The 21,346-nt window shown below is 66.1% G+C and carries 24 protein-coding genes; 19 read left to right on the top strand and 5 right to left on the bottom strand.

Features of this window, described 5'->3' with window-relative positions; all coding sequences use genetic code 11:
* Positions 1–6 precede the first annotated feature (6 nt).
* The 6 genes from AC0KVN_RS20660 (at position 7) to ribH (ending at position 4,669) form a co-directional block, all read left to right on the top strand.
* The gene (locus AC0KVN_RS20660; protein WP_435567815.1) at positions 7–696 is read left to right on the top strand and encodes an energy transducer TonB; all 690 of its coding nucleotides are present in this window, start codon (positions 7–9) and stop codon (positions 694–696) included.
* Between the two features lie 50 nt (positions 697–746).
* Entirely contained in the window at positions 747–1,247 is a 501-nt protein-coding gene (locus AC0KVN_RS20665) for a hypothetical protein (protein WP_037510071.1), read from the top strand.
* Positions 1,248–1,282: 35 nt separating this feature from the next.
* Positions 1,283–2,236, top strand: a complete 954-nt coding sequence (gene ribD / locus AC0KVN_RS20670; RefSeq protein ID WP_435567833.1) for a bifunctional diaminohydroxyphosphoribosylaminopyrimidine deaminase/5-amino-6-(5-phosphoribosylamino)uracil reductase RibD — start codon at positions 1,283–1,285, stop codon at positions 2,234–2,236.
* A 36-nt stretch (positions 2,237–2,272) separates the two neighbouring features.
* On the top strand, positions 2,273–2,881 hold the full coding sequence (locus AC0KVN_RS20675; protein WP_017501107.1) for a riboflavin synthase: 609 nt from the start codon (positions 2,273–2,275) through the stop codon (positions 2,879–2,881).
* A gap of 73 nt (positions 2,882–2,954) precedes the next feature.
* Positions 2,955–4,235: a 3,4-dihydroxy-2-butanone-4-phosphate synthase gene (ribB, locus tag AC0KVN_RS20680; RefSeq protein ID WP_037510065.1), complete on the top strand. Its 1,281-nt coding sequence runs from the start codon at positions 2,955–2,957 to the stop codon at positions 4,233–4,235.
* 11 nt (positions 4,236–4,246) lie between these two features.
* A complete protein-coding gene (gene ribH, locus AC0KVN_RS20685) occupies positions 4,247–4,669 on the top strand; it encodes a 6,7-dimethyl-8-ribityllumazine synthase (RefSeq protein ID WP_483656370.1) in 423 nt (140 codons plus the stop codon).
* A 75-nt stretch (positions 4,670–4,744) separates the two neighbouring features.
* On the opposite strand, the gene AC0KVN_RS20690 is transcribed toward ribH, so the two are convergent.
* A complete protein-coding gene (locus AC0KVN_RS20690; protein ID WP_435567813.1) occupies positions 4,745–5,836 on the bottom strand; it encodes an alkene reductase in 1,092 nt (363 codons plus the stop codon).
* A gap of 68 nt (positions 5,837–5,904) precedes the next feature.
* Here AC0KVN_RS20690 and AC0KVN_RS20695 point away from each other — a divergent pair, with 68 nt between their 5' ends.
* From AC0KVN_RS20695 to AC0KVN_RS20725, 7 genes are all read left to right on the top strand, one after another.
* Positions 5,905–6,786, top strand: a complete 882-nt coding sequence (locus AC0KVN_RS20695; RefSeq protein ID WP_435567812.1) for a DMT family transporter — start codon at positions 5,905–5,907, stop codon at positions 6,784–6,786.
* 9 nt (positions 6,787–6,795) lie between these two features.
* Positions 6,796–7,461 (top strand): COQ9 family protein, encoded by a 666-nt coding sequence (locus tag AC0KVN_RS20700; protein WP_435567811.1) that lies wholly within the window; start codon positions 6,796–6,798, stop codon positions 7,459–7,461.
* Between the two features lie 75 nt (positions 7,462–7,536).
* Entirely contained in the window at positions 7,537–7,794 is a 258-nt protein-coding gene (locus AC0KVN_RS20705; RefSeq protein ID WP_435567810.1) for a FeoA family protein, read from the top strand.
* Positions 7,791–9,647 carry a ferrous iron transporter B gene (gene feoB, locus AC0KVN_RS20710; protein WP_333702570.1) on the top strand — a complete coding sequence of 619 codons (1,857 nt, stop codon included), beginning with the start codon at positions 7,791–7,793 and terminating at the stop codon, positions 9,645–9,647. The genes AC0KVN_RS20705 and feoB overlap by 4 nt, the downstream gene beginning before the upstream one ends.
* Before the next feature lie 89 nt (positions 9,648–9,736).
* Entirely contained in the window at positions 9,737–10,363 is a 627-nt protein-coding gene (gene ssb, locus AC0KVN_RS20715; protein ID WP_435567809.1) for a single-stranded DNA-binding protein, read from the top strand.
* Positions 10,364–10,392: 29 nt separating this feature from the next.
* Complete coding sequence (locus AC0KVN_RS20720; RefSeq protein ID WP_435567808.1) at positions 10,393–11,346, top strand: NAD-dependent epimerase/dehydratase family protein; 954 nt, start codon at positions 10,393–10,395, stop codon at positions 11,344–11,346.
* Positions 11,347–11,508: 162 nt separating this feature from the next.
* Complete coding sequence (locus AC0KVN_RS20725) at positions 11,509–11,640, top strand: hypothetical protein (protein ID WP_017501097.1); 132 nt, start codon at positions 11,509–11,511, stop codon at positions 11,638–11,640.
* A 43-nt stretch (positions 11,641–11,683) separates the two neighbouring features.
* On the opposite strand, the gene AC0KVN_RS20730 is transcribed toward AC0KVN_RS20725, so the two are convergent.
* The 3 genes from AC0KVN_RS20730 to AC0KVN_RS20740 form a co-directional block, all read right to left on the bottom strand.
* Complete coding sequence (locus AC0KVN_RS20730; RefSeq protein ID WP_010338699.1) at positions 11,684–12,562, bottom strand: UTP--glucose-1-phosphate uridylyltransferase; 879 nt, start codon at positions 12,560–12,562, stop codon at positions 11,684–11,686.
* An 89-nt stretch (positions 12,563–12,651) separates the two neighbouring features.
* The gene (locus tag AC0KVN_RS20735; RefSeq protein ID WP_010338698.1) at positions 12,652–13,131 is read right to left on the bottom strand and encodes a hypothetical protein; all 480 of its coding nucleotides are present in this window, start codon (positions 13,129–13,131) and stop codon (positions 12,652–12,654) included.
* 158 nt (positions 13,132–13,289) lie between these two features.
* Positions 13,290–13,463, bottom strand: coding sequence for a DUF1674 domain-containing protein (locus AC0KVN_RS20740; RefSeq protein WP_435567807.1), 174 nt, complete (start codon positions 13,461–13,463; stop codon positions 13,290–13,292).
* Positions 13,464–13,571: 108 nt separating this feature from the next.
* On the opposite strand from AC0KVN_RS20740, the gene htpX reads away from it, so the two are divergent.
* From htpX to AC0KVN_RS20770, 6 genes are all read left to right on the top strand, one after another.
* The gene (gene htpX, locus AC0KVN_RS20745) at positions 13,572–14,492 is read left to right on the top strand and encodes a zinc metalloprotease HtpX (protein WP_483656375.1); all 921 of its coding nucleotides are present in this window, start codon (positions 13,572–13,574) and stop codon (positions 14,490–14,492) included.
* The gene (locus AC0KVN_RS20750; RefSeq protein ID WP_423301091.1) at positions 14,492–14,809 is read left to right on the top strand and encodes a hypothetical protein; all 318 of its coding nucleotides are present in this window, start codon (positions 14,492–14,494) and stop codon (positions 14,807–14,809) included. The genes htpX and AC0KVN_RS20750 overlap by 1 nt, the downstream gene beginning before the upstream one ends.
* Before the next feature lie 37 nt (positions 14,810–14,846).
* Positions 14,847–16,157 carry an RsmB/NOP family class I SAM-dependent RNA methyltransferase gene (locus AC0KVN_RS20755; RefSeq protein ID WP_435567806.1) on the top strand — a complete coding sequence of 437 codons (1,311 nt, stop codon included), beginning with the start codon at positions 14,847–14,849 and terminating at the stop codon, positions 16,155–16,157.
* Between the two features lie 51 nt (positions 16,158–16,208).
* A complete protein-coding gene (locus tag AC0KVN_RS20760; RefSeq protein ID WP_435567805.1) occupies positions 16,209–16,694 on the top strand; it encodes a diguanylate cyclase in 486 nt (161 codons plus the stop codon).
* 72 nt (positions 16,695–16,766) lie between these two features.
* Complete coding sequence (gene rpe / locus AC0KVN_RS20765; RefSeq protein ID WP_004208872.1) at positions 16,767–17,429, top strand: ribulose-phosphate 3-epimerase; 663 nt, start codon at positions 16,767–16,769, stop codon at positions 17,427–17,429.
* On the top strand, positions 17,426–19,192 hold the full coding sequence (locus tag AC0KVN_RS20770) for a heparinase II/III family protein (protein WP_435567804.1): 1,767 nt from the start codon (positions 17,426–17,428) through the stop codon (positions 19,190–19,192). Before rpe ends, AC0KVN_RS20770 begins: the two co-directional genes overlap by 4 nt.
* 181 nt (positions 19,193–19,373) lie before the next feature.
* Here the strand turns inward: AC0KVN_RS20770 and AC0KVN_RS20775 are convergent, their stop codons facing one another.
* Positions 19,374–21,320 (bottom strand): S9 family peptidase, encoded by a 1,947-nt coding sequence (locus AC0KVN_RS20775; RefSeq protein WP_435567803.1) that lies wholly within the window; start codon positions 21,318–21,320, stop codon positions 19,374–19,376.
* Positions 21,321–21,346: the final 26 nt, after the last annotated feature.

Raw genomic sequence — 21,346 nt, forward strand, 5'->3', positions numbered from 1 at the left:
CAGTCCATGTATATGACGATGCAACCGACACAGGATGCGACCCGGTCGGGCTATGCCGCGCGGCGCAAATCACCGATCGGGATCGGCGGGGCAATTGCGGTCCATGCCGTTGTGGTCGGCGCCTTCCTGCTGATGCCCAAGGAGGTCATCGACTGGGTCCGCCCGACGCCGCCGATCACCGGCTATCCCGTACCGCTGCCCCCGCCGCCTGAACCGGCACCACCGGAACCGACCACCCAGACGGTCCAGACCAACCCGCTGCCGCAAAAGCCGACCATCACCGATCCGATTGTGCCGATGCCCGTCCCGACGGGGACGACGGTCGAAACCGGCCCATCCTCGCCCTTTGACGGCTCCGGAGCCGGGACGGTCATCGATCCGCCTTTGCCCCCGTTACATGTTCCGGTGCTTGTCGATGCGACGATAGCGCCAAACGCACTGGGTTCTTTCCAGCCCGATTATCCCGGCGCGATGATCCGCCAGGGGCTGGAAGGCAACGTCACCGTGCGTGTCACCATCAGCCCGGAAGGGCGCGTCAGCGACATCGTCAAGATTTCAGCTACCGACGAGAGCTTCTGGCTCGCGACCCAGAAGCATGCGCTGCGCAAATGGCGCTTCCGGCCGGCAACGCGCGACGGCGTCGCGGTGAGCAGCATCAAGACACTGACTGTGCGCTTCACCCTGACCGATCGCTGAGCAGAGGACGGGCGGGCATAGCCCGCCCGTCCTTCATGGAGGGATGTTCGATGGATCATTTTGCATCCGCGCCCGCCCTGCCCTATAAGCGCGGCATGGCGATATTTCCCCGTCCCGTTTCTCCCAAAAGCGCCTTTGGCGATTTCTGGAGCTATTTCCGGCAGCAGCGCCAGCATAAATGGCCGCTGCTCGGCGTGTCCGCAGCCTTCACCTATGTGATCGTCTGGGCCTTCATCGTCGACGCCAACACCAACACGATGCCGACCCGCAACAAGATCATCTATGTCCAGAGCTGGGACGCGAACCGGTCCGACGCGGCGGTGATCCTGCAGCAGAAGATCGACTTCGCCAAGCGCGAGGCGGCCCTCGTCAAGCAGCAGAAGAAGATGCAGGGCTTTGCCGACGCCTTCGGCATCGAATGGCGCGACGAAGAGGCTCGCAACACCGCACGGCGCAAGGAGGCCGTCCGCCAGATCAATGGCTTGCTGGACCAGCGGCTGGCCAAGGCGGAGGCCGATCAGAAGGTCGACGCGGCAACCGCCAAGCCCTGACCATGACCACAGACGTCGCCGCTGACCGTCGCTACATGGCGGCGGCGATTGCCCTGTCGGAACGTGGCCGGGGCCTGTCGACCCCGAACCCCAATGTCGGCTGCCTGATCGTTCGCGACGGCCATGTCGTCGGCCGCGGCTGGACCCAGAAGGGCGGCCGCCCCCATGCCGAGGCGCAGGCGCTGGACGAGGCGATGGACCGGGCCGAGGGGGCCACTGCCTATGTGACGCTGGAACCCTGTTTTCACCTGAGCCCGCGCGGACCGCGCTGCGCCGACCTGATGGCGCGGGCGGGTATTGCCCGAGTCGTGATTGCCCTGCGCGATCCCGATCCGCGCACCGATGGCCAGGGTGCCGCCTGGCTGCGCGAACGCGGCGTGACGGTCGAGATGGGGCTGATGGCGGCCGAGGCCGCCGAGGCGATGCGCGGTTTCGTGCTGCGCCAGACGCTCGGGCGCCCGGCAGTGACACTGAAGCTGGGACTCTCGCTCGACGGACGGATCGCGCTGGCTGACGGGTCGAGTCGCTGGATCACCGGGCCGGATGCCCGTGCCCATGCCCATCTGGAGCGGGCGCGACATGACGCCATCCTGGTCGGCGGTGGTACGTTGCGGGCCGATGCGCCGAGCCTGGACGTGCGCCTGCCAGGGCTGGAGGAGCGATCGCCCCGCCGGCTGCTGCTGAGCCGTGGCCCGGCGCCCGAAGGCTGGAGTGCGATTGCCGATCCGGAGGATATCGCAACGCTCGACCGGGTCGATCATCTGATGATCGAGGGCGGGGCCGAGACCGCCGCCGCTTTCCTGCGCGCCGATCTGGTCGACCGGCTGCTGCTCTATCGCGCGCCGATCCTGATCGGGTCGGGCCTGGCCGGGATCGGCGATATCGGCCTGACCGACCTGGCCGATGCCCATGGGCGCTGGCGCCAGACCGAGGAGCGCTGGTTCGGCCCGGACCGGCTGGAGGTTTACGCGCGGACGCGTAGCGCATAGATCAGCGCAAAATTCTTTCCCAAGGATCTGGGCACCATGTTCACCGGCATCATCACCGACATCGGCACCATCCGCACCCATGAGCAGCGCGGCGACCTGCGGCTGGTCATCGAAAGCGGCTATGACATGGAGACGGTCGCGATCGGCGCATCGATCGCCTGTTCGGGCGCCTGCCTGACGGTGGTGGAAAAGGGGCCGGGCTGGTTCGCGGTCGACCTGTCGGCCGAGACCGTCGCCCGCACCGCGCCGGGCCTGTGGGCACAGGGCGGCAAGCTCAACCTGGAACGCGCACTGAAGGTCGGCGACGAGCTGGGCGGCCATATCGTCACCGGCCATGTCGACGGCATCGGCCATCTGGTGTCGGCCAGCCGCGAGGGCGATTCGATCCGCCTGGTCATCAGCGCACCGGCGGAACTGGCCGCCGCACTGGCCGCCAAGGGATCGATCACATTGGACGGTATCTCGCTGACCGTGAACAGCGTCGAGGACCAGCCCGACGGCAGCGTGCATTTCGGCCTCAACATCATCCCCCACACCGCGATCGCGACCACGCTGGACAGCCTGCCCGATGGCCGGGCGTTCAATCTGGAGATCGATGTGCTGGCCCGATATCTCGACCGGATGCAAAGTCTTCGCAGCAAATGATGTGATTTCGCCCTTGAAGAAATCACATTGTAGTGTGATATAACGCTCATCCCCGATCCGGGAAGGAGTGTTTATGTCGTCCTCGCTTATCGATTCCGTCCGCGCCCTCGTCACCGATGGCGGCATGTCCCGATCGGGCCTGGCGCGCGCCGCCGGCCTGCACGCCAACAGCCTGCGCAAGCTGGGCGAAGGCGACTGGAACCCGACGGCCGAGACGCTGGGCAAGCTGGAAGCCTATCTGCTCAAGCGCGAGGGCGGCACCGCACTTGCCAGCCCCGAGGAAATCATCAACGAGGCCCGCAACGGCCGCATGTTCATCCTGGTCGATGACGAGGATCGCGAAAATGAGGGCGATCTGGTCATCCCCGCCCAAATGGCGACCCCGGACGCGATCAACTTCATGGCCACCCATGGCCGCGGCCTCATCTGCCTGGCGCTGACCAAGGATCGCGTCGACCAGCTGGGGCTCGACCTGATGAGCCGCAACAATGGCACCCGCCACGAAACGGCGTTCACCGTGTCGATCGAGGCGCGTGAAGGCGTCGACACCGGCATCAGCGCCGCCGACCGCGCCCGCACCGTATCCGTCGCCATCGACGCATCCAAGACGCGCGCCGACATCGTGACGCCTGGCCATGTCTTCCCGCTGATCGCCCGTGACGGCGGCGTGCTCGTGCGGACCGGCCATACCGAGGCGGCGGTGGACGTCGCCCGCCTGGCCGGCCTCAATCCGTCCGGCGTCATTTGCGAAGTGATGAAGGACGACGGCACGATGGCGCGCCTCGACGACCTGATCATCTTTGCCCAGAAGCACAAGATGAAGATCGGCACGATTCGCGACCTGATCGCCTATCGCCGCCGCCACGACCATGTGGTCGAGCGTCGTGCCGAAACCAGCTTCGAAAGCAAATGGGGCGGCGAGTGGAAGGCAATCACCTTCTTCAACCGCGCCACCCAGTCCGAGCAGCTGGTTTTGCAGAAGGGTCGCATCAGCCCCGACCAGCCGACCCTGGTGCGCATGCACCAGCTGGCACCACTGAGCGACATTTTCGGTGCCGAAGGCCCGCGTGGCGACATGCTGGCCCGATCGATGGAAATCATCGACAAGGAAGGCGCCGGCGTGGTCGTGCTGCTGCGTGACGGCGAACCCGACATGCTGACCCGCATGATCCAGGCCCATGCCGGCAAGCAGCCGGGCGGCATGGACGAACTGCGCGACTATGGCGTGGGCGCGCAGATCCTGGCGGAGCTGGGCGTGCATGACATGATCCTGCTCAGCAACACCCAGCACAGCCTGATCGCCCTTGACGGCTATGACCTGGCCGTGGTTGGGCAGCGTCCGATCGAGCTCTGAAGGATATTCGCATGGCCAAGTTTCTCATCGTCGAAGCCCGCTTCTACGACCATCTCAACGACCTGCTGATCGAAGGCGCGAAGGCTGCGCTGGATGAAGCCGGCCACAAATATGAGGTGGTGACCGTTCCGGGCGCGCTGGAAATCCCCGGCGCGATCGCACTGGCAGCCGAGACCGGCCGCTATGACGGCTTCGTCGCGATCGGCGTGGTGATCCGCGGCGAAACCTATCATTTCGAAGTGGTGTCGAACGAAAGCGCGCGCGGCCTGATGGCGCTGAGCATGGACGCTATCGCAATCGGCAACAGCATCCTGACTGTCGAGAATGAGGAGCAGGCCCTGGTCCGTGCCCGTCCCGACCAGAAGGACAAGGGCGGCGAAGCGGCCAAGGCAGCGATCGCCATGCTGGGCCTGCGCGAGCGTTTCGCGATCTGATCCACGGCCTTTTGCCAGACACAAATAAGGGCGCGCTCCGCGAGGAACGCGCCCTTATTCATTACTACCGGAGGATCAGGCGGCCGCCTTTTCCTCGGCCAGGGTCGGATAGTCGGTATAGCCTTCCGCGCCCTGGCTGTAGAAGGTTGCCATCTGCGCCGGGGTCAGCGGCGCGCCTTCGCGCAGGCGATCGACCAGATCGGGATTGGCGAGGAAGGGACGGCCAAAGCTGATCGCGTCGGCCAGACCAGAGGCGAGATCGGCCTGCGCACGATTCAGCCCATAATCGCTGTTGAGAACCAGCGGCCCCTTGAAATGCTGGCGGATCAGCGGCGACAGGCGCGGCACGTCGGTGGCGCCGAAGGTGCCGTCCGGGCCGGGCTCGCGCAGTTCGAGGAAGGCGATGCCGATCTGGTTCAGCACCTCGGCAGCGGCGGCAAACAGCGGCTCAGGATTGCTGTCATTGACGCCCTGGGTATCGCCATTGGGCGACAGGCGCACGGACACGCGATCGGCACCGATCGCATCGACCACCGCCTGCGTCACTTCACGCAGCAGGCGGACGCGATTTTCGATGCTGCCGCCATAGATGTCATCGCGGAAATTGCTGTTGTCGCGCAGGAACTGGTCGATCAGATAGCCGTTCGCGGCGTGGATCTGGACCCCGTCGAAGCCGGCGGCGATCGCATTGTTGGCCGCCTTCACATAGTCGGCGATGATGCCGGGGATTTCGTCGATGGCGAGCGGACGGGCGACCTCATAGGGCTTCTTGCCCTCATAGGTATGGGCATCGCCCGGCGTCGCGGTGGCACTGGAGGAAACCGGCTGCTCGCCGGTCACGGCCGAATGGACGGCGCGGCCCATATGCCAGAGCTGGGCGACGATCAGCCCGCCCTTGTCATGCACGGCCTGGGTGACCGGCTTCCAGGCTTCGACCTGTTCGTCGGACCAGAGGCCCGGCGCATAGGGCCAGCCCAAACCCTGATGCGAAATGCCGGTCGCCTCGCTGATGATGAGGCCGGCCGAGGCGCGCTGCGCATAATAATCGACCATGATCGGGGTCGGGACATGGTCGCGGGTGGCGCGGCCACGGGTGAGCGGCGCCATGATGGCGCGGTTGGCGGCGGTGTCGGCGCCGAGCTGTATCGGATCGAAGATTGTGGTCATGAAACCTCCCTCATGAACGTTGCAATTTGCAACGGGACGTGATGCAGAAAGCCAGCTAGGGAGCCGCCATGGCCGCTTCAACCCCCATGGCGCATATCGCGACGCCCAGACTCGCTTTTCCGGCGCTGATCCTGGCCAATATCATTCTGGCGCTGGGACCGGTGCTGGTAAGGCTGGCCGATGTCGGGCCGGTGGCTGCCGCCTTCTGGCGATTGGCGATCGCCATGCCCTTCCTGTTCATCCTGGCATTGCCGAAGCTGCGCAAGAGCCGCTTGTCGCGCGGCCAGTGGACGATCGTGATTCTGGCCGGCGTCTGCTTTGCCGCCGACCTGGCCGCCTGGCATCTGGGCATCGGCCATACCAAGGTCGCCAATGCAACGCTGTTCGGCAATATGAGCGCGCTGATGCTACCGCTCTGGGGCCTCATCGTGCTGCGCGAACATGTATCGAAGCTGCAGATCGGCGCGCTGATCCTGGCGGCGATCGGCGCGGCCATATTGATGGGCAGCAGCTATGAGCTGTCGCCTGTCAACTTGAAGGGCGACCTGTTCTGCCTGCTCGCCGGGCTGCTCTACACCACCTATCTTCTGCTGATCCAGGGCGCGCGCAAGCGGCTGGACAGTTGGTCGGTGCTGGCGGTCGTCAGCGCAGCCGGGGCCTTGCCGCTGCTGCTCGCCGCCAATGCGATGGGCGAAGCGGTGATGCCGCAGGACTGGACGCCGCTCATCATCCTCGCCCTGTCCAGCCAGATCGTCGGCCAGGGACTGCTCACCTATGCGCTCGGTTGCTTTTCACCGCTGGTGCTGGGGCTGAGCCTGTTGCTGCAACCCGCCGTTGCCGCGCTGGCCGGGTGGCTGCTGTTCGGCGAAACATTGAGCGCGACCGACATTGTCGGCGGCGTGGCCGTGGCGGTCGCACTGGTGCTTGTGCGCCTGCCCCGACGGGCCTAGATTACGACCATGAGCGACCAGACCCAAGACCTGACCCTGGACGAAATCCGCGCATTGCTGGCGCCGATCCTGCCGCGCCACGCCGCCTTTGACGGCTGGCGGCCCGAAGCGGTGGCGATGGCGGCGGCGGAAAAGAACATCGATGCCGATGTCGCCGCGCTGGCCTTCGACGGTGGCGCCATGGGCATGATCGAGGCCTGGTTCGCCAGCATCGACACGCGGATGATGGAGGCGTTGCCCCACGAAAAGCTGGCGACCATGTCGATCCGCAAGAAGATCAGCGCGCTGATCGAGACCCGCCTGGCCCTGCTGGCGCCCGACCGCGAAGCGCTGCGCCGGGCGCAGGCGATCCTGGCGATGCCGGCCAATGCCGTGCGTGCCGCCAAGCTGGGCTGGCACGCCGCCGACATCATGTGGCGCGCGGCGGGCGACACCGCCACCGACCTGAACCATTATAGCAAGCGTGCGACATTGGGCAGCATCTATGCCGCGACACTGCTGACCTTCGTCAATGACGAGAGCGAGGATCATGCCGATAGCCGCGCCTTCCTGGCCCGGCGGATCGAGGGGATCATGCGCTTCGAGAAGATGAAGGCCCGGTTCAAGGGCGTGGGCGATGGCGAGCATCTCAGCCTGTCGCGCTTCATCGGCCGGCTGCGCTACCCGGCGGTGTGAAGTTCGGGCTGGCCTTCACCAGACGTAATTGATAGTCAGTCGCAAATCCGATTTCTGGTTAAGAGTCCCTCCTCCTTGCGCCTGACCGATCTGCCCCTGCGCCAACCCGCTTTTGTTGAAACCATCGACTGGGAGTCGCTGTCGTCCGTGGAAGGACAGCGCCTGCGCGAGTTCGGCCTGTGCGAAGGCGCCAGCGTCGAAGCGCTGCATCATAGCGGGCTGCTGGGTCGCGGACCGCTGGCGGTCAAGATCGGGCGCATGACGGTGGCGATGCGCCGCAACCACGCCGCCGCAGTGGAGGTCAGCACCGGCCCGCAGGAGGCGCAGGCATGAGCGGCCTTCCCCTCGTCGCGCTGGTCGGCAATCCCAATGCGGGCAAGTCCGCCCTGTTCAACGCGCTGACCGGCGCGCGGCAGAAGCTGGGCAATTATCCGGGCGTCACGGTAGAGCGCAAGGCGGGTCGGCTGTCGCTGGCCGACGGCCGGCCGGTCGAACTGGTCGATCTGCCCGGCACCTACAGCCTGTCGCCGGCCAGCCCCGACGAGCAGGTGACGCGCGACTTCGTGCTGGGCAAGCAGGCCGGCGAGAAGTTGCCCGACGCGCTGGTGATCGTGGTCGACGCATCGAACCTCGACAATCATCTGCGCTTTGCGCTGGAACTGATCGCACTGGGCCTGCCCACCGTGGTCGCGCTCAACATGGTCGACCTAGCGACCCGCGACGGGCTGGAACTGGACGCCAATGTGCTGGCGCAGGAACTGGGCGTGCCGGTGGTATCCACCGTGGCGGTGCGCAAGCGCGGCCTGGATCACCTCAAGACCGAGCTGGAAACGCTGCTCGGCGCCCAGACGGGCATGTTGCGCGCCTCCGCCGGTGAACCGGATTTCGACGCCGTGCGTCGTGAGGCCCGTCGCATCGCCCGCGCCGCGATTGTGCGCGAAACCCCGTCGCGCCGGCTGACCGCGGCGGTCGACCGGGTCGCGTTGCATCCGGTGCTCGGCCTCGCCCTGTTGCTCAGCCTGTTGTTCGTGATGTTTCAGGCGGTCTTCTCCTGGGCATCGGTGCCCGCCGACATGCTGGAGGGCTGGGTCACGGCGCTGGGGGAGGCGGTGACCAACACTTTGCCGCCCGGCATCATCCACGATTTCCTGTTGCAGGGCGTGGTGGGCGGCGTCGGCGCGGTGATCGTGTTCCTGCCGCAGATCCTGATCCTCTTCTTCTTCATCCTGATGCTGGAGGCGACCGGCTATATGGCCCGTGCTGCCTTCCTGATGGATGGCATCATGGCGAAAGTCGGCCTGTCGGGCCGGGCATTCATCCCGCTCCTGTCCTCCTTCGCCTGCGCGGTGCCGGGCATCATGGCGACGCGCACGATCAGCGACCCCAAGGACCGGCTGACCACGATCCTGATCGCGCCGCTGATGACCTGTTCGGCGCGGCTGCCTGTCTATGGCCTGATCATCGCCGCCTTCATCCCGGCGCGCAGCGTGGGGCCGGGCATCGGCCTGCAGGGACTGGTGCTGTTCCTGCTCTATGTCGCCGGCATCGTCGGCGCCATGCTCGCCGCCTGGGCGCTGCGCCTGACCGTGGCCAAGGGCCGCAGCGGCGGATTCCTGATGGAAATGCCGAAATATCAGTGGCCCCGGCCGCAGGATATCTTGATCGGCCTGTGGCAGCGCGGCGTCATTTTCCTGAAGCGCGCCGGCACCATCATCCTGGCCACCAATATCGTGCTGTGGGTGCTGGCCAGCTTCCCCCATGCGCCTGAAGGCGTGCGGCAGAGCGAATATTCGATCGCCGGCCGGATCGCGGGCGGCATCAACGTCCTGGTCGAGCCGATCGGCTTCAACCGCGACATTTCGCTCGCCCTGCTGCCCAGCATGGCGGCGCGCGAAGTCGCCGTGTCGGCCATCGCGACCGTCTATGCGATCGATGCCGAGGATGATGCCGAGGCTCTGGAACAGGGACTGGGCGACCGGCTGGCCGGCCGCTGGAGCCTGGCCACCGCCCTCGCCTTCCTGGCCTGGTTCGTGTTCGCGCCGCAGTGTATTTCCACCATTGCCGTTACCCGGCGCGAGACCAATGGTTGGAAATGGCCACTGTTCATGATCGGTTATCTGTTCGTGCTGGCCTATGCGGCGGCGGGCGTGACATATTGGGCGGCAGTCGCGATGGGACTCGGCTGATCCCAAGCCCCGGACATTTGGCCTAGCTTTGTTCTTTACCGCCAAGGCGAGGCTTCTATAACGGCGCCTTTAGTGCTTTCGGAGGAATCATGGCAGGCTCGGTCAACAAGGTCATTCTCATCGGGAATCTGGGGGCCGACCCGGAAGTGAAGAGCTTCCAGAATGGCGGCAAGATCTGCAACCTGCGGATCGCGACCTCGGAAAGCTGGAAGGATCGCATGTCGGGGGAGCGCAAGGAGCGCACCGAATGGCATAGCGTCGTCATCAATTCCGAAGGCCTGGTCGGCGTGGCCGAACGCTTCCTGCGCAAGGGATCGAAGATCTACATCGAGGGCCAGCTGCGCACCCGCAAGTGGCAGGACAATAATGGCAATGACCGTTACACCACCGAGGTCGCCCTGTCGGGCCCCGGCGCGGTGCTGACCATGTTGGACGGCGCACCGGGTGGCGGTGGCGGCCAGGGCGGCGGCTATGGCGGTGGTCGCTCGTCGGGCGGCGGCAACCAGGGCGTCAGCGACTGGGGCGCAAGCAGCAGCGGCTTTGGCGGCGGCGATTATGACGATTTCGGCGGCGGCAACAGCGGCGGCGGCTTTGGTGGCGGGCGCTCCTCGGGCGGCGGCAACCAGGGTGGCGGCTTTGGCGGCGGACGCTCCTCGGGCGGCGGTCAGGGCGGCCCGAACTTCGACAATGACCTGGACGACGAAGTGCCGTTCTGATCGGCCCTTTCCACAGGAATTAAACTGACATGCATGTCCTGCTGACCGGATCGTCGGGCTGGCTGGGCCGTTTCCTGGCGCCGATGCTGCGCGCGGCGGGACATGCAGTGACCGGCCTGGACGTCTCGCCGGGCCGGGACACCGACATCATCGGATCGGTCGCCGACCGGGTGCTGGTCGATCGGACCTTTGCTGAGCGCGGGATCGAGGCGGTGATCCATAGCGGCGCGCTGCACAAGCCGGACATCGTCCGCTACCCCGCCCAGGCCTTCATCGACGTCAATGTCACCGGCACGCGCAACCTGCTGGAAGCGGCGGTCGCGGCGGGACATGACCGCTTCGTCATGACATCCACCACATCGCTGATGATCAGCCAGGCGGTGCGGGACGAGGCCGGTGACGCGGCGGTATGGCTCGACGAGCAGAGCGGGCCGCTGGAGCCGCGCAACATCTATGGCGTGACCAAGCTGGCGGCCGAGGGGCTGTGCCGGGTGCAGCAACTGGAACGCGGCATCGGCTGCACCATCTTGCGCACCGCCCGCTTCTTCCCCGAGGATGACGACAGCGATGCTAGCCTGTCAGGGCAGAATCTGAAGGCCAATGAATTTCTCCATCGCCGGCTGACGGTCGAGGATGCGGCGCGGGCACATCTGGTTGCGCTGGAACGGACGCCGCCAGCGCGTTGCGAAACCTATCTGGTTTCCGCGCCAACGCCGTTCGTTCGGGCGGAAGCCGAGGAACTGAAACGCGATGCGGCGGCGGTGATCGCGCGGTATTTTCCCGAAGCCGCAGAGCTATATGCCCAGCGTGGCTGGCAACTGCCCGCTTCGATCGGCCGGGTCTATGACGCGGGATTGGCGCAGCGCCAGATGGGGTTTCGCTGCGCGACGGACTTTGCCGCGATCCTGACGGCGCTGGCGAACGATGCGGCGATGCCGTTCATCCACGACGCCGATTATGTGTCACCGGCGGTGCAAAGTTGACAGCGAAGCTGACAGTTTGAGCCCATTGTTGCGTTACTGATTTGAAAGCGGCCATTCCGATCATTCGTTACTTATAATCACGAATGATGATCGATCCGCTGCATCAGTGTGAGTGGAGAGATGGATGTGACTCTCCGCTCGCATTATGCGATAATGATTTGCATGAGCAAGATTGAAGCTGCCATCGGTGTCCCAATCCGGCAAATAGTCCGCCCGCTGCAGATGGCAATTGGTGGCACCATCACCCTGTCGGGCATCGGGATTTTGCTGGCGCAGGCCGTCCGCCTGCTCTGACGGGCAGCAGGGGCGACCAGCGGCCACCCCTGCGGATCGAAACTTAGTTGGCCAGTTCGGCCTTCGCGAAGTCGCGGATATGGGCGCCGATATCCTCGCGCTCCAGCGCCAGGGCGAGGTTCGCCTCGATATAGCCGGCCTTGGAACCGCAGTCGAAGCGACGGCCATCGAAGGTGACGCCGTGGAAGGGCTGCTTGCCGATCAGCGAGGCCATGGCGTCGGTCAGCTGAATCTCGCCGCCGGCGCCCTTTTCCTGGGTTTCCAAGATCTTCATGACGTCGGGCTGCAGGATATAGCGGCCGGGCAGGATGAGGTTGGAGGGGGCGGTGCCGAGCTTGGGCTTTTCCACCAGGCCCTTCACTTCGGTCAGGGCGCCGTCGCGCGCGCCCGGATCGATCACGCCATAGCTGGGCGTCTGGTCCATCGGGATTTCGAGCGCGCAGACCAGGTTGCCGCCGACCTTTTCATAGGCCTCGACCATCTGCTTCATGCAGCCATTGCCGGGCGCACCCTTCATGAACTCGTCGGGCAGGATGATGGCGAACGGCTCGTCACCGACGATATCGCGGGCACACCAGATCGCGTGGCCCAGGCCCAGCGGCTCCTGCTGGCGCAGGAACACCGCATCGCCGGGCGCCAGGCGCGTCCCTTCGAGCGCCGAAAGATCCTTGCCGCGCTCGCGCTGGGTGATCTCGCATTCGAAGGCGATGTCGAAATAATCCTCGATCGCGCCCTTGCCGCGTCCGGTGACGAAGATCATCTGCTCGATCCCTGCCTCGCGGGCCTCATCCACCGCATATTGAATCAGCGGACGGTCGACCACGGGCAGCAATTCCTTGGGCACCGACTTGGTCGCGGGCAGAAAGCGCGTGCCAAGACCGGCAACAGGAAAGACGGCTTTGCGAATCGGCTTGTTCGACATGGGATTCCGTTCTCGATGGATACCGGTCCGCTGGGAATCGCGAACCGGGAGGAAAAGGTCAAGTGGTACGACTACTTGTCTTTTATCTGTCAGATATTCAGCAGGCGCTGCGCCACTTGTTCAAGCGCGGCGATTTCTTCGTCCAAATGTTCCAGACTGACGTGCTGAGCATTATTACGTAGGTCGCGACAAAGAAAGCCGTCTGGTGCGGGTTGCTGAAAGCCGCCGATGATCAAGGCGCGAAACCGGTCGATCCGCTGGAGATCGCGTTCGACCTCCGCAATTTCGGTCAGCCCAGCCGCGTTGCGCCTGTCCCGCATGGCGACGGTCGTGCGCAATTCGGTCATCAGCTTCGTCATCGTAGGCCGGGTGCGTGCCCCCACGGTGCGGACATCGCCCATGGTCTCGCGCAACTCGGCCAGCCGTGCTTCCAGACTCTGTTCCAACATCGTCCAAGCACAAACCAATCTTCCGATGCCGCACAATAATGCCGCATCTTCCGGCGCATAGGCCGCAACCGGCTTCGTCACCTTGTCGTCCTGCGCCAATTCCGCGCTCACGCCCCGCATACTCCTCATGCCCCTGAATCTGCGCAGACTCAGCCGGAAAGGCCAGAGCAACGGATCGCGCTCGCCCGCTAGCCGGGCACGGGCCAGCGGAATATGTGCTGAAACGTCGGCAAGCCGAACAAGTTGCGTTCAGCGCTGGCCGATCAGAAGTCGCCAGATCAGAAATCGATGGCGATGCCCTTGCGCTCCCAGTCGCCATAGCGGACCGGGCTCAGTTCCTCGTCCAGCGCCGGCTGCTGGTCGACCGGGTCGGGCTGGGGCACGGGCGGGCTCTTGGAGAGATGCTCGGGCGCCTTCACATGCGCCGGGCGCTTGCCGTTGAAATGTCCCATGTCGGGCCTTTCGATTGCGGAGCGCGCGCGGCAACCCCATATTCAGTACAAGGCCCGCTATCTGGGCCGCAAAGGAGCGATGTGCAAGTGAGTGGTTTTCGCACGGTGATGCTGTTGTCGGCGCTGACGGCGCTGTTCATGGCGTTGGGCTATACGCTGGGCGGCAGCGGCGGCGCTGTGATCGCCCTGTTGGTGGCGGCGGGCATGAACCTGTTCACCTTCTGGAACGCCGACAAGATCGTGCTGTCCATGCACAATGCGCGCGAGGTGGATGCCCAGAGCGCGCCCGAATTTTACGGCCTGGTCCAGGCGCTGAGCCAGAGCGCCGGCCTGCCGATGCCGCGTGTCTATGTGATCGACCAGGATGCGCCCAATGCCTTTGCCACTGGCCGCAATCCCGAGAATGCTGCCGTGGCGGCGACCACTGGCCTGCTCAACATGCTGACCCGCGACGAGGTGGCGGGCGTGATGGCGCATGAACTGGGCCATGTGAAGAATCGCGATACCCTGATCATGACGATGGTGGCGACCATCGCCGGTGCCATTTCGATGCTGGCCAATTTCGGCCTCTTCTTCCGCGGCGGCAATGAGGAGAATGGCCATAGCAACATGATCGCGACCTTGCTGGCGGTGATCGTCGCCCCCTTTGCCGCGATGATCGTGCAGATGGCGATCAGCCGCACCCGCGAATATGGCGCCGACCAGGCCGGGGCGGAGATCAGCGGCAATCCGCGCGCGCTCGCCTCCGCCCTGGCCAAGATTTCCGGCCGGGCCGAGCTGATTCCCAACCCGGTGGCCGAGCGCAATCCCGCCGCCGCGCAGCTCTATATCGTGCCGGTGCATGTGAGCGAGTTGTTCTCGACCCACCCGGCAACCGAGAAGCGCATCGCCGCGCTCGAGGAGATTGCGCAGGATATGGGGCAGAATGGCGGCCCGCCGCCCATTAACTTGGCGACGCGAGCATCGGCCCTGTCTCCGGTGGCAGCGCCCAGGCCGCGCCGCAGCGCCCTTGACCCGCACGGGCGCTGATGCCGGTCGACGAGATTGGCGAGATCGCCTTCCGCGCCGCCGGGTTCGTGGCGCGCGAGGCGGCCGGCCTCGTCGTCGACATTGCCGTCGACTATATATTCTCACGCCATACGCCGCGCCTGTTTCACGCCATCGGCCGGCGGACGATCGCGATCGCCACGCTGGGCCGCAAACGCATCCCCTCTTCCTTGCGGGTGGTGCCAAAGGGGATGGCGCCGCGCCCGCGCCGGTCGGACTGGTTGGCGCTGTGGGTCGGCGTTGCCACCAGCATCGGCCTGGTTGCGGCAGCGATCTACACGGTCATCTGCTTCGTTTGAAGATGACCCCAAGGGCAAAAGCGCGTAGGGGCCGCTGATGTCCCGTCGTCCCAACGCCCGTTCCGGTGCCCCGCGCGCCGATGATGTCCCCGGCCTGCCCGCGCGCCGCGCGGCCCTGAAGCTGCTGGACGCCGTCTTGCGTCGGGGCGATCCGCTGGAAATCGCGCTGCATGGCGCGACCCAGGGGCTGGCCGACCGGGCCGACCGCGCCCTGGTCCATGCCATCGTCGCCGAGACGTTGCGCCATTTGCCCGATCTCGACGCGCTGATCGACGGCGCGACCAAGCAGCCCCTGCCCGCCGATGCCAAGGCGCGCATGGTGCTGCGCATCGCGCTCATCCAGGTGCTGGCGCTGGGCACCGCGCCCCATGCGGCGATCGCCACCGCGCTGCCGCTGGTCGATGGCGGGCCGCGCAAGCTGGTCCATGGCGTGTTCGGCACCGTGACCCGCGCCGAGCCGAGCCTGCCCGTGCCGCCCACCCTGCCCGCCGACGTCGCCGAACGCTGGGCCGGACAATGGGGCGAGGCGATGCCGCTGACCGCCGCCCATGCCTATGCCGTGCGGCCGCCGGTCGACATCAGCCTGCGCGATCCGGCCGAGACCGGCAAATGGGTCGAAGCGCTGGGCGGCACCAGCTTTGCACCCGGCCATGTCCGCCTGCCCGAGGGGGCGATCGTGCCCGACCTGCCCGGTTTTGCCGAGGGCGCCTGGTGGGTGCAGGATATCGCCGCCTCCTGCCCGGCCCGACTGCTAGGCGCAGGCGAAGGCCGGACCGTGCTGGACCTGTGCGCCGCGCCGGGCGGCAAGACGATGCAGCTGGCAGCGGCCGGATGGGCCGTGACCGCGGTCGACCAGTCGAAAAAGCGGCTGGAGCGGCTGAGCGAAAATCTGGTGCGCACCGGCCTGTCGGCCGATGTCGTGCAGGCGGATCTGCGCCAATGGGCACCGGACGCGCCGGTCGATGCGCTGCTGCTCGACGCGCCCTGCACCGCCACCGGCATCTATCGCCGTCATCCCGACGTTTTGCACCGCATCGGCCCGCGCCAGATCGCGGAACTGGCCGAACTGCAGGGCGAACTGCTGGCCCGCGTCGCCGACTGGGTGAAGCCGGGCGGGACGCTGATCTACGCCACCTGCTCGCTGGAACAGGCCGAGGGCGAGGCGCAGCTGGCGCGCTTCCTGGCGGCGCGTCCCGATTTTGCGGCCCAGCCGGTGACGGCAAGCGAACTGCCCGACGGCATGGCGCCCAGCGCCGACGGCTGGCTGCGCACCCTGCCCGACACGCTGGCGGAGCAGGGCGGCACCGACGGCTTTTTCGTTGCAAGGATCGTGCGCATCGGGAACTAAGGCTTAACCATGAGGGGCTTAAGGTGAGGCCCTTCGCTGGAAAGGCCCACCTTGCGTCCGACCGAACCCCTGCCCCTGCATCATAGCTGGCCACTCTACGACCTGCGCGACCATCTCGCGCCGGTGGTGCTGGACCAGGATATTGTGGGGAATGAGGCGGCGCTGGCCGATCGGGGGCTGGGCCTGTGGCATTGCAATCTGGCCGACAACAGCATCAGCTGGACCCAGGGCGTCTATGACATATTCGGGCTGGAGCCGGGCAGCATCGTGCCCCGGCCACTGTCGGTGTCGCTCTATGCGCATGACAGCCGCGAGGCGATGGAGCGGCTGCGCGCCTATGCCATCCGCCACCAGCGCGGCTTCACCCTGGACGTCGACATTCGCCGCCCGGACGGCAGCGATTGCGCGATGCGGCTGATCGCCGCGCCGGTGCTGCTGGACGGCGAGACGGTGGCGCTGCACGGGGTCAAGCAATGGCTGCCCAAGGATGTCGGTGCGCCCGTCCGACTGGAACCCACGACCTTCTTCATCCCCTGATGCGACTCATCGCCGCACCGCGCAAATCATGCGTTGCCCTCGCCCCAAGGGAGGGCTAATGCGAGCGGTCAAATGACCCATCCCATTCTCATCTCTCCGTCCATCCTGTCCGCCGATTTCGCACGGCTGGGCGAGGAAGTCCGCGCCATCGACGAAGCCGGTTGCGACTGGATCCATATCGACGTGATGGACGGCCATTTCGTGCCCAACATCACCATCGGTCCGGCCGTGGTGAAGGCGCTGCGCCCGCACACGAAAAAGCCGTTCGACGTGCATCTGATGATATCGCCGGTGGACCAGTATCTTGACGCCTTCGCCCAGGCCGGCGCCGACATCATCACCGTCCATCCCGAGGCCGGTCCGCACATCCACCGCACCGTGCAGCACATCAAGTCGCTGGGCGTGCAGGCGGGCGTGGTGCTGAACCCCGGCACCCCGGCCAAGATGCTGGACTATCTGATCGACGATATCGACCTGATCCTGGTGATGAGCGTCAATCCCGGTTTCGGCGGCCAGAGCTTCATCGAAAATCAGCTGCGCAAGATCGAGGCGTGCCGCAAGATGATCGAGAAGAGCGGCCGTGACATCCGCCTGCAGGTCGATGGCGGCATCGACATCAACACCGCGCCCAAGGCGATCGCGGCGGGCGCCGACGTGCTGGTCGCCGGCACCGCGACCTTCCGTGGCGGCCCGGCCGCCTATGCCGACAATATCAGGACGCTGCGGGGCGGGTGACGAACCAGCGGCGCCAGTCCTCCCCTGTCGCGGTCGAGGCCGGTCATGAACCGGCCGACGACGGCATCGAACAGGGCAAGCGGCTCATCCGCGTCGCGGATGACAAGGGCCTGTCGCTGGCCGAGCGGATCGCCAATCATTTCTATCGGCTGAGCTGGAAGACGCCGCTGCACAGCCGGCGGCTGAAGGGCAAATATCCGCTCAAGTTGTTGGCGGTGCCGGACGATGTCGTGCCCGGCGACCCGCGCGCCGGCCAGGCGATCCGTGCCGGCTATTTCCTGTTCCGGGGCCAGAAGCTGGCAATCGACACGATCGATTTCGGCAAATTGGCGGTCGGCCCGGCCTTCACCGACTATCTGCACAGTTTCCGCTGGCTGCGCGACCTGTCGACAGCGGCGACGCGCGAGCAGGGCGCGCCGGTGGCCGAGGCGCTGATGCGCAAATGGCTCGCCGCTCACGCCGAAACGCCGAGCGACCCGGCCTGGCGCGCCGACAATGCGGCCTGGCGGCTGCTGTTCTGGACCGCCCATGCGCCGCTGATCCTGTCGTCGAGCGACCTTGTCTATCGGTCGCTGGTGCTCAACTGCATCGCCCGCACCGCGCGCCATCTGGACCAGAGTGCGGACAAGGCCGCGCCGGGCCTGCCGCGCCTGGTCGCCTGGGGCGGGATCGTCGCGGCGTCGATGCTGATGCCCGGCGGCAATCCGCGCAAGCTGTTCGGCGAAGCGGGCCTGAAGCGCGCGATCGACAGCGCCTTCCATGCCGATGGCGGCATCATTTCCCGGTCGCCGCTGGCGCAGCTGGAAGGCGTGATGCTGCTGGCGATGGTGGTCGCGGTCTATGAGGTGCGACGCGAACAGGTGCCCGGCTTCCTGATCGACGGGCTGACCCGCGCAGTGCCGGCCTTGCTGGGCCTGACCCATGGCGATGGGGGCCTGGGCAACTGGCAGGGTGCAGGTGCAGTCGACCCCGACATGGTCGAGGCGCTGGTGCAGGCCAGCCGGGTGCGGACCCGGCCGCTGCGCCAGGCGCGCGACTGGGGCTATCAGCGGATCAGCGCCGGCAATACGGTGGTGCAGATCGATGCGGCGCCGCCGCCGGTCGCGCGCCTGGCGGCCGCCGGCTGCGCCTCCACCGGCGCGATCGAGATCAGCGACGGACGGCTGCGGCTGGTCATCAATTGCGGCGGCGCGGCGCTGGAAGGCGCTTATATCCCGCGTGATCTCGCCCAGGCGCTGCGCTCCACCGCGGCGCACAGCACGCTGGTGCTGGACGACAGCAACTCGACCGCGCTGATGCCCGACGGCACGCTGGGCAAGGGCGTGACCGAGGTCGAGCTGAACCGGCAGGAGCTGGACAATGGCAGCCGGGTGGAGCTGAGCCATGACGGCTATGTCCGCCGCATGGGCTATGTCCACCGCCGCCTGCTGATGATGAGCGGCGACGGCAAGGAAGTGCGCGGCGAGGATATGCTGACCCCGGCGACGCGCGGCAAGAAGCCGGTCAAGCGGCCGGTGCAGCTGCGCTTTCATCTGGCGCCCGGCGTGGAACCGACCCTGACCGCCGACAGCCAGGGCGCGTTGCTGCGGATCGAACTGGGCGCATTGTGGCAGTTCCGGACCGGGGCCGGCGTGCTGAGCGTCGAGGATAGCCTGTGGGTCGATGGCGATGGCCGCCCCCACCCCACAAGGCAGCTGGTGGTGACGAGCGAGGCACTGCCGGGCGGCTCCAGTATCGGCTGGCTGTTCAAGCGGGTCGGCTGACCCGCATCACATTGGCCATCACGCGGGCGCTATTGTTCAGCCGGCTATCGATGTCCGTTTTTTCCTATGAACGGCCCGGACAAGGGCGCATGCAAGAGGGGCGACCCGAGGCCCGTTTGCTACCAATCAACGACCTCGCTCTCAGGCCCGGCCACTTTCAGCGGCCGGGCCGCTAGCCCTTTCAGCGGACAGGCGACGACTTCAGATAAGTATCGAACCAGGCGACGGTGCGGGTCAGCGAATCGAGCTGATTCTCCTTTTTCTGGAAGCCATGGCCCTCGGCCGGGTAGAAAATCGTCTCCACCACATTGCCCTTGGCCTTGAGGATGTCATGCACCTCCTGCGCCTGGCCGCGCGGCACGCGAATGTCGTTTTCGCCCTGGATGGTAAGCAGGGGCGCCCTGGCGGCGCGGATATAGGTGAGCGGCGAGGCGGCATCATAGACCTTGGGATCGCTCTCCGGCGTGCCAAGCAGGCTGCGCTGATAGGCCTTCAGCTCCTCATCCTGATCGCGATACATGGTGCGCCAGTTGATGATGCCGAACCACTGGACGGCGGCGGCGAACTCGTCGGGCGCCCGGCCGATCGCCATCAGGGTCATGAAGCCGCCATAGCTGCCGCCGAAGATGCCGACTCGCTTGGCGTCGACATAGCCGCTGTCGACCAGGAAATGCTTTGCCGCGACCGTGTCCTTGAGGTCGGCGCCGCCCAGATCCTTGACATTGCCGTCCTGGAACGCCTTGCCATAGCCGGTCGAGCCGCGGAAATTGGGCTGGATCACGACATAGCCGCGGCTGGCAAAGGCGGTGGCGTAGCGGCTGTAACCATCCTGCGCCTGACCGGTGGGGCCGCCATGGGGCAGGACGATGGCGGGGTTGCTGCCGTCGCGCTTGAGATTGGCGGGCATGGTCACGATCGCGCTGATGAGCGTACCGTCGAAGCTCTTGTAGGTGACGACGTCGGACTTGGGCAGCGCGGCGGGCTGGAGGCTGGCGATGGCAAGCTGTGTTGCGGGACGCGCAGCGCCGGCTGCAAGGTCATAGAGATAGAGATTGGCCGGCGAGTCGGCGCCCGAATGGTTGAGCATCAGCATGGCGCCGTCGGGCGAGCGCGGCTCGCTGCCGACCAGATAATTGACACCCGGCGGGATGGCGAGCGGTGTTTCCGCGCCGCTCGCCAGGTCGAAGCGATAGAGGCTACTGCGCGCGTCGGCGTTGATACGGAAGATGAGCGCCCTGCCGTCGCGGGTGAAGCTGGCCGGCACCTGTTCCCAGGGCGTAGATTTGAGCCAGCGCCATTTGCCGGTGGCGGCTTCGAGCAGGCCGCCATGAATCTGGCCGCTGCCTTCATCCGTGGAGACGGCGATCCATTTGCCGTCGGCGGTCGCATCGGTCGCGGCATAGACGGTGTCGGCCTTGCCGAGCAATTTCGCCGCCTTGCCGCTGGCGACGTCGATGCGCCAGATTTCGCTGACCTTGGAATCGATCCGCATACGGTTGGCGATCAGCGCCTTGCCATCCGCGATCCAGGCGACCGGTGACCAGCCGAACTGCGGGTCGGCCTCCTGCGTCAGGTCGCGCACCCTGCCCGCGCCGTCCATCACCGCGACATTGGACTGGCCTTGGGTCTTGAGCTTGGTGACGAGCGCGACCAGCCCGCCGCTGGGGCCGACCAGCAAGTCGCTTTCGCGCCGGTCGGGGGTGTTGGTGAGATTTTCGACCGCGCCGCCGTTCACCGGCACGCGGTAGATGTCGCTATATTCATTGCCGCCGACATCCTGCTGGAACAGCAGGTAGCGGCCGTCGGCCGAGGCGGCGAGGCCGGTCTGGGCATCATCCGACTGGGTCAGTTGCACCGGCCAGCTGCCGGCGGTGTCGGTGCGCCAGATATTGGTGCGGCCGGTGAGGTTGGTGGCGACGAAGATCTGCTTGCCGTCGGCACTCCACGCCGCGCTCGACAGGCTGCGCGAGGCCCCGATATCGGCGAGCGGCACGGCGCGGGCGTCGGGATTGACCGGCGAGGTCAGGCTTTTGGGATCGGTAACTGCCCGTTCCGGCGTGGGAATTTGCGCCAGCACCGGGAAGGCGACGAGCAAGGGCAAGGCGGTGGCGGCGAGCAGATAGCGCATGTCAGATCCCCCAACTGTTATGCAAT

The organism is Sphingobium sp. SG1 (assembly GCF_057063145.1).

What these genes read in the sequence shown, in the direction of transcription:
- AC0KVN_RS20660 (WP_435567815.1), top strand. Translation starts at nt 7, where the DNA reads ATGTATATGACGATGCAACCGACACAGGATGCGACCCGGTCGGGCTAT.
- AC0KVN_RS20665 (WP_037510071.1), top strand. Translation starts at nt 747, where the DNA reads ATGGATCATTTTGCATCCGCGCCCGCCCTGCCCTATAAGCGCGGCATG.
- ribD (WP_435567833.1), top strand. Translation starts at nt 1,283, where the DNA reads ATGGCGGCGGCGATTGCCCTGTCGGAACGTGGCCGGGGCCTGTCGACC.
- AC0KVN_RS20675 (WP_017501107.1), top strand. Translation starts at nt 2,273, where the DNA reads ATGTTCACCGGCATCATCACCGACATCGGCACCATCCGCACCCATGAG.
- ribB (WP_037510065.1), top strand. Translation starts at nt 2,955, where the DNA reads ATGTCGTCCTCGCTTATCGATTCCGTCCGCGCCCTCGTCACCGATGGC.
- ribH (WP_483656370.1), top strand. Translation starts at nt 4,247, where the DNA reads ATGGCCAAGTTTCTCATCGTCGAAGCCCGCTTCTACGACCATCTCAAC.
- AC0KVN_RS20690 (WP_435567813.1), bottom strand. Translation starts at nt 5,836, where the DNA reads ATGACCACAATCTTCGATCCGATACAGCTCGGCGCCGACACCGCCGCC.
- AC0KVN_RS20695 (WP_435567812.1), top strand. Translation starts at nt 5,905, where the DNA reads ATGGCCGCTTCAACCCCCATGGCGCATATCGCGACGCCCAGACTCGCT.
- AC0KVN_RS20700 (WP_435567811.1), top strand. Translation starts at nt 6,796, where the DNA reads ATGAGCGACCAGACCCAAGACCTGACCCTGGACGAAATCCGCGCATTG.
- feoB (WP_333702570.1), top strand. Translation starts at nt 7,791, where the DNA reads ATGAGCGGCCTTCCCCTCGTCGCGCTGGTCGGCAATCCCAATGCGGGC.
- ssb (WP_435567809.1), top strand. Translation starts at nt 9,737, where the DNA reads ATGGCAGGCTCGGTCAACAAGGTCATTCTCATCGGGAATCTGGGGGCC.
- AC0KVN_RS20720 (WP_435567808.1), top strand. Translation starts at nt 10,393, where the DNA reads ATGCATGTCCTGCTGACCGGATCGTCGGGCTGGCTGGGCCGTTTCCTG.
- AC0KVN_RS20725 (WP_017501097.1), top strand. Translation starts at nt 11,509, where the DNA reads ATGAGCAAGATTGAAGCTGCCATCGGTGTCCCAATCCGGCAAATAGTC.
- AC0KVN_RS20730 (WP_010338699.1), bottom strand. Translation starts at nt 12,562, where the DNA reads ATGTCGAACAAGCCGATTCGCAAAGCCGTCTTTCCTGTTGCCGGTCTT.
- AC0KVN_RS20735 (WP_010338698.1), bottom strand. Translation starts at nt 13,131, where the DNA reads ATGCGGGGCGTGAGCGCGGAATTGGCGCAGGACGACAAGGTGACGAAG.
- AC0KVN_RS20740 (WP_435567807.1), bottom strand. Translation starts at nt 13,463, where the DNA reads ATGGGACATTTCAACGGCAAGCGCCCGGCGCATGTGAAGGCGCCCGAG.
- htpX (WP_483656375.1), top strand. Translation starts at nt 13,572, where the DNA reads ATGCTGTTGTCGGCGCTGACGGCGCTGTTCATGGCGTTGGGCTATACG.
- AC0KVN_RS20750 (WP_423301091.1), top strand. Translation starts at nt 14,492, where the DNA reads ATGCCGGTCGACGAGATTGGCGAGATCGCCTTCCGCGCCGCCGGGTTC.
- AC0KVN_RS20755 (WP_435567806.1), top strand. Translation starts at nt 14,847, where the DNA reads ATGTCCCGTCGTCCCAACGCCCGTTCCGGTGCCCCGCGCGCCGATGAT.
- rpe (WP_004208872.1), top strand. Translation starts at nt 16,767, where the DNA reads ATGACCCATCCCATTCTCATCTCTCCGTCCATCCTGTCCGCCGATTTC.
- AC0KVN_RS20775 (WP_435567803.1), bottom strand. Translation starts at nt 21,320, where the DNA reads ATGCGCTATCTGCTCGCCGCCACCGCCTTGCCCTTGCTCGTCGCCTTC.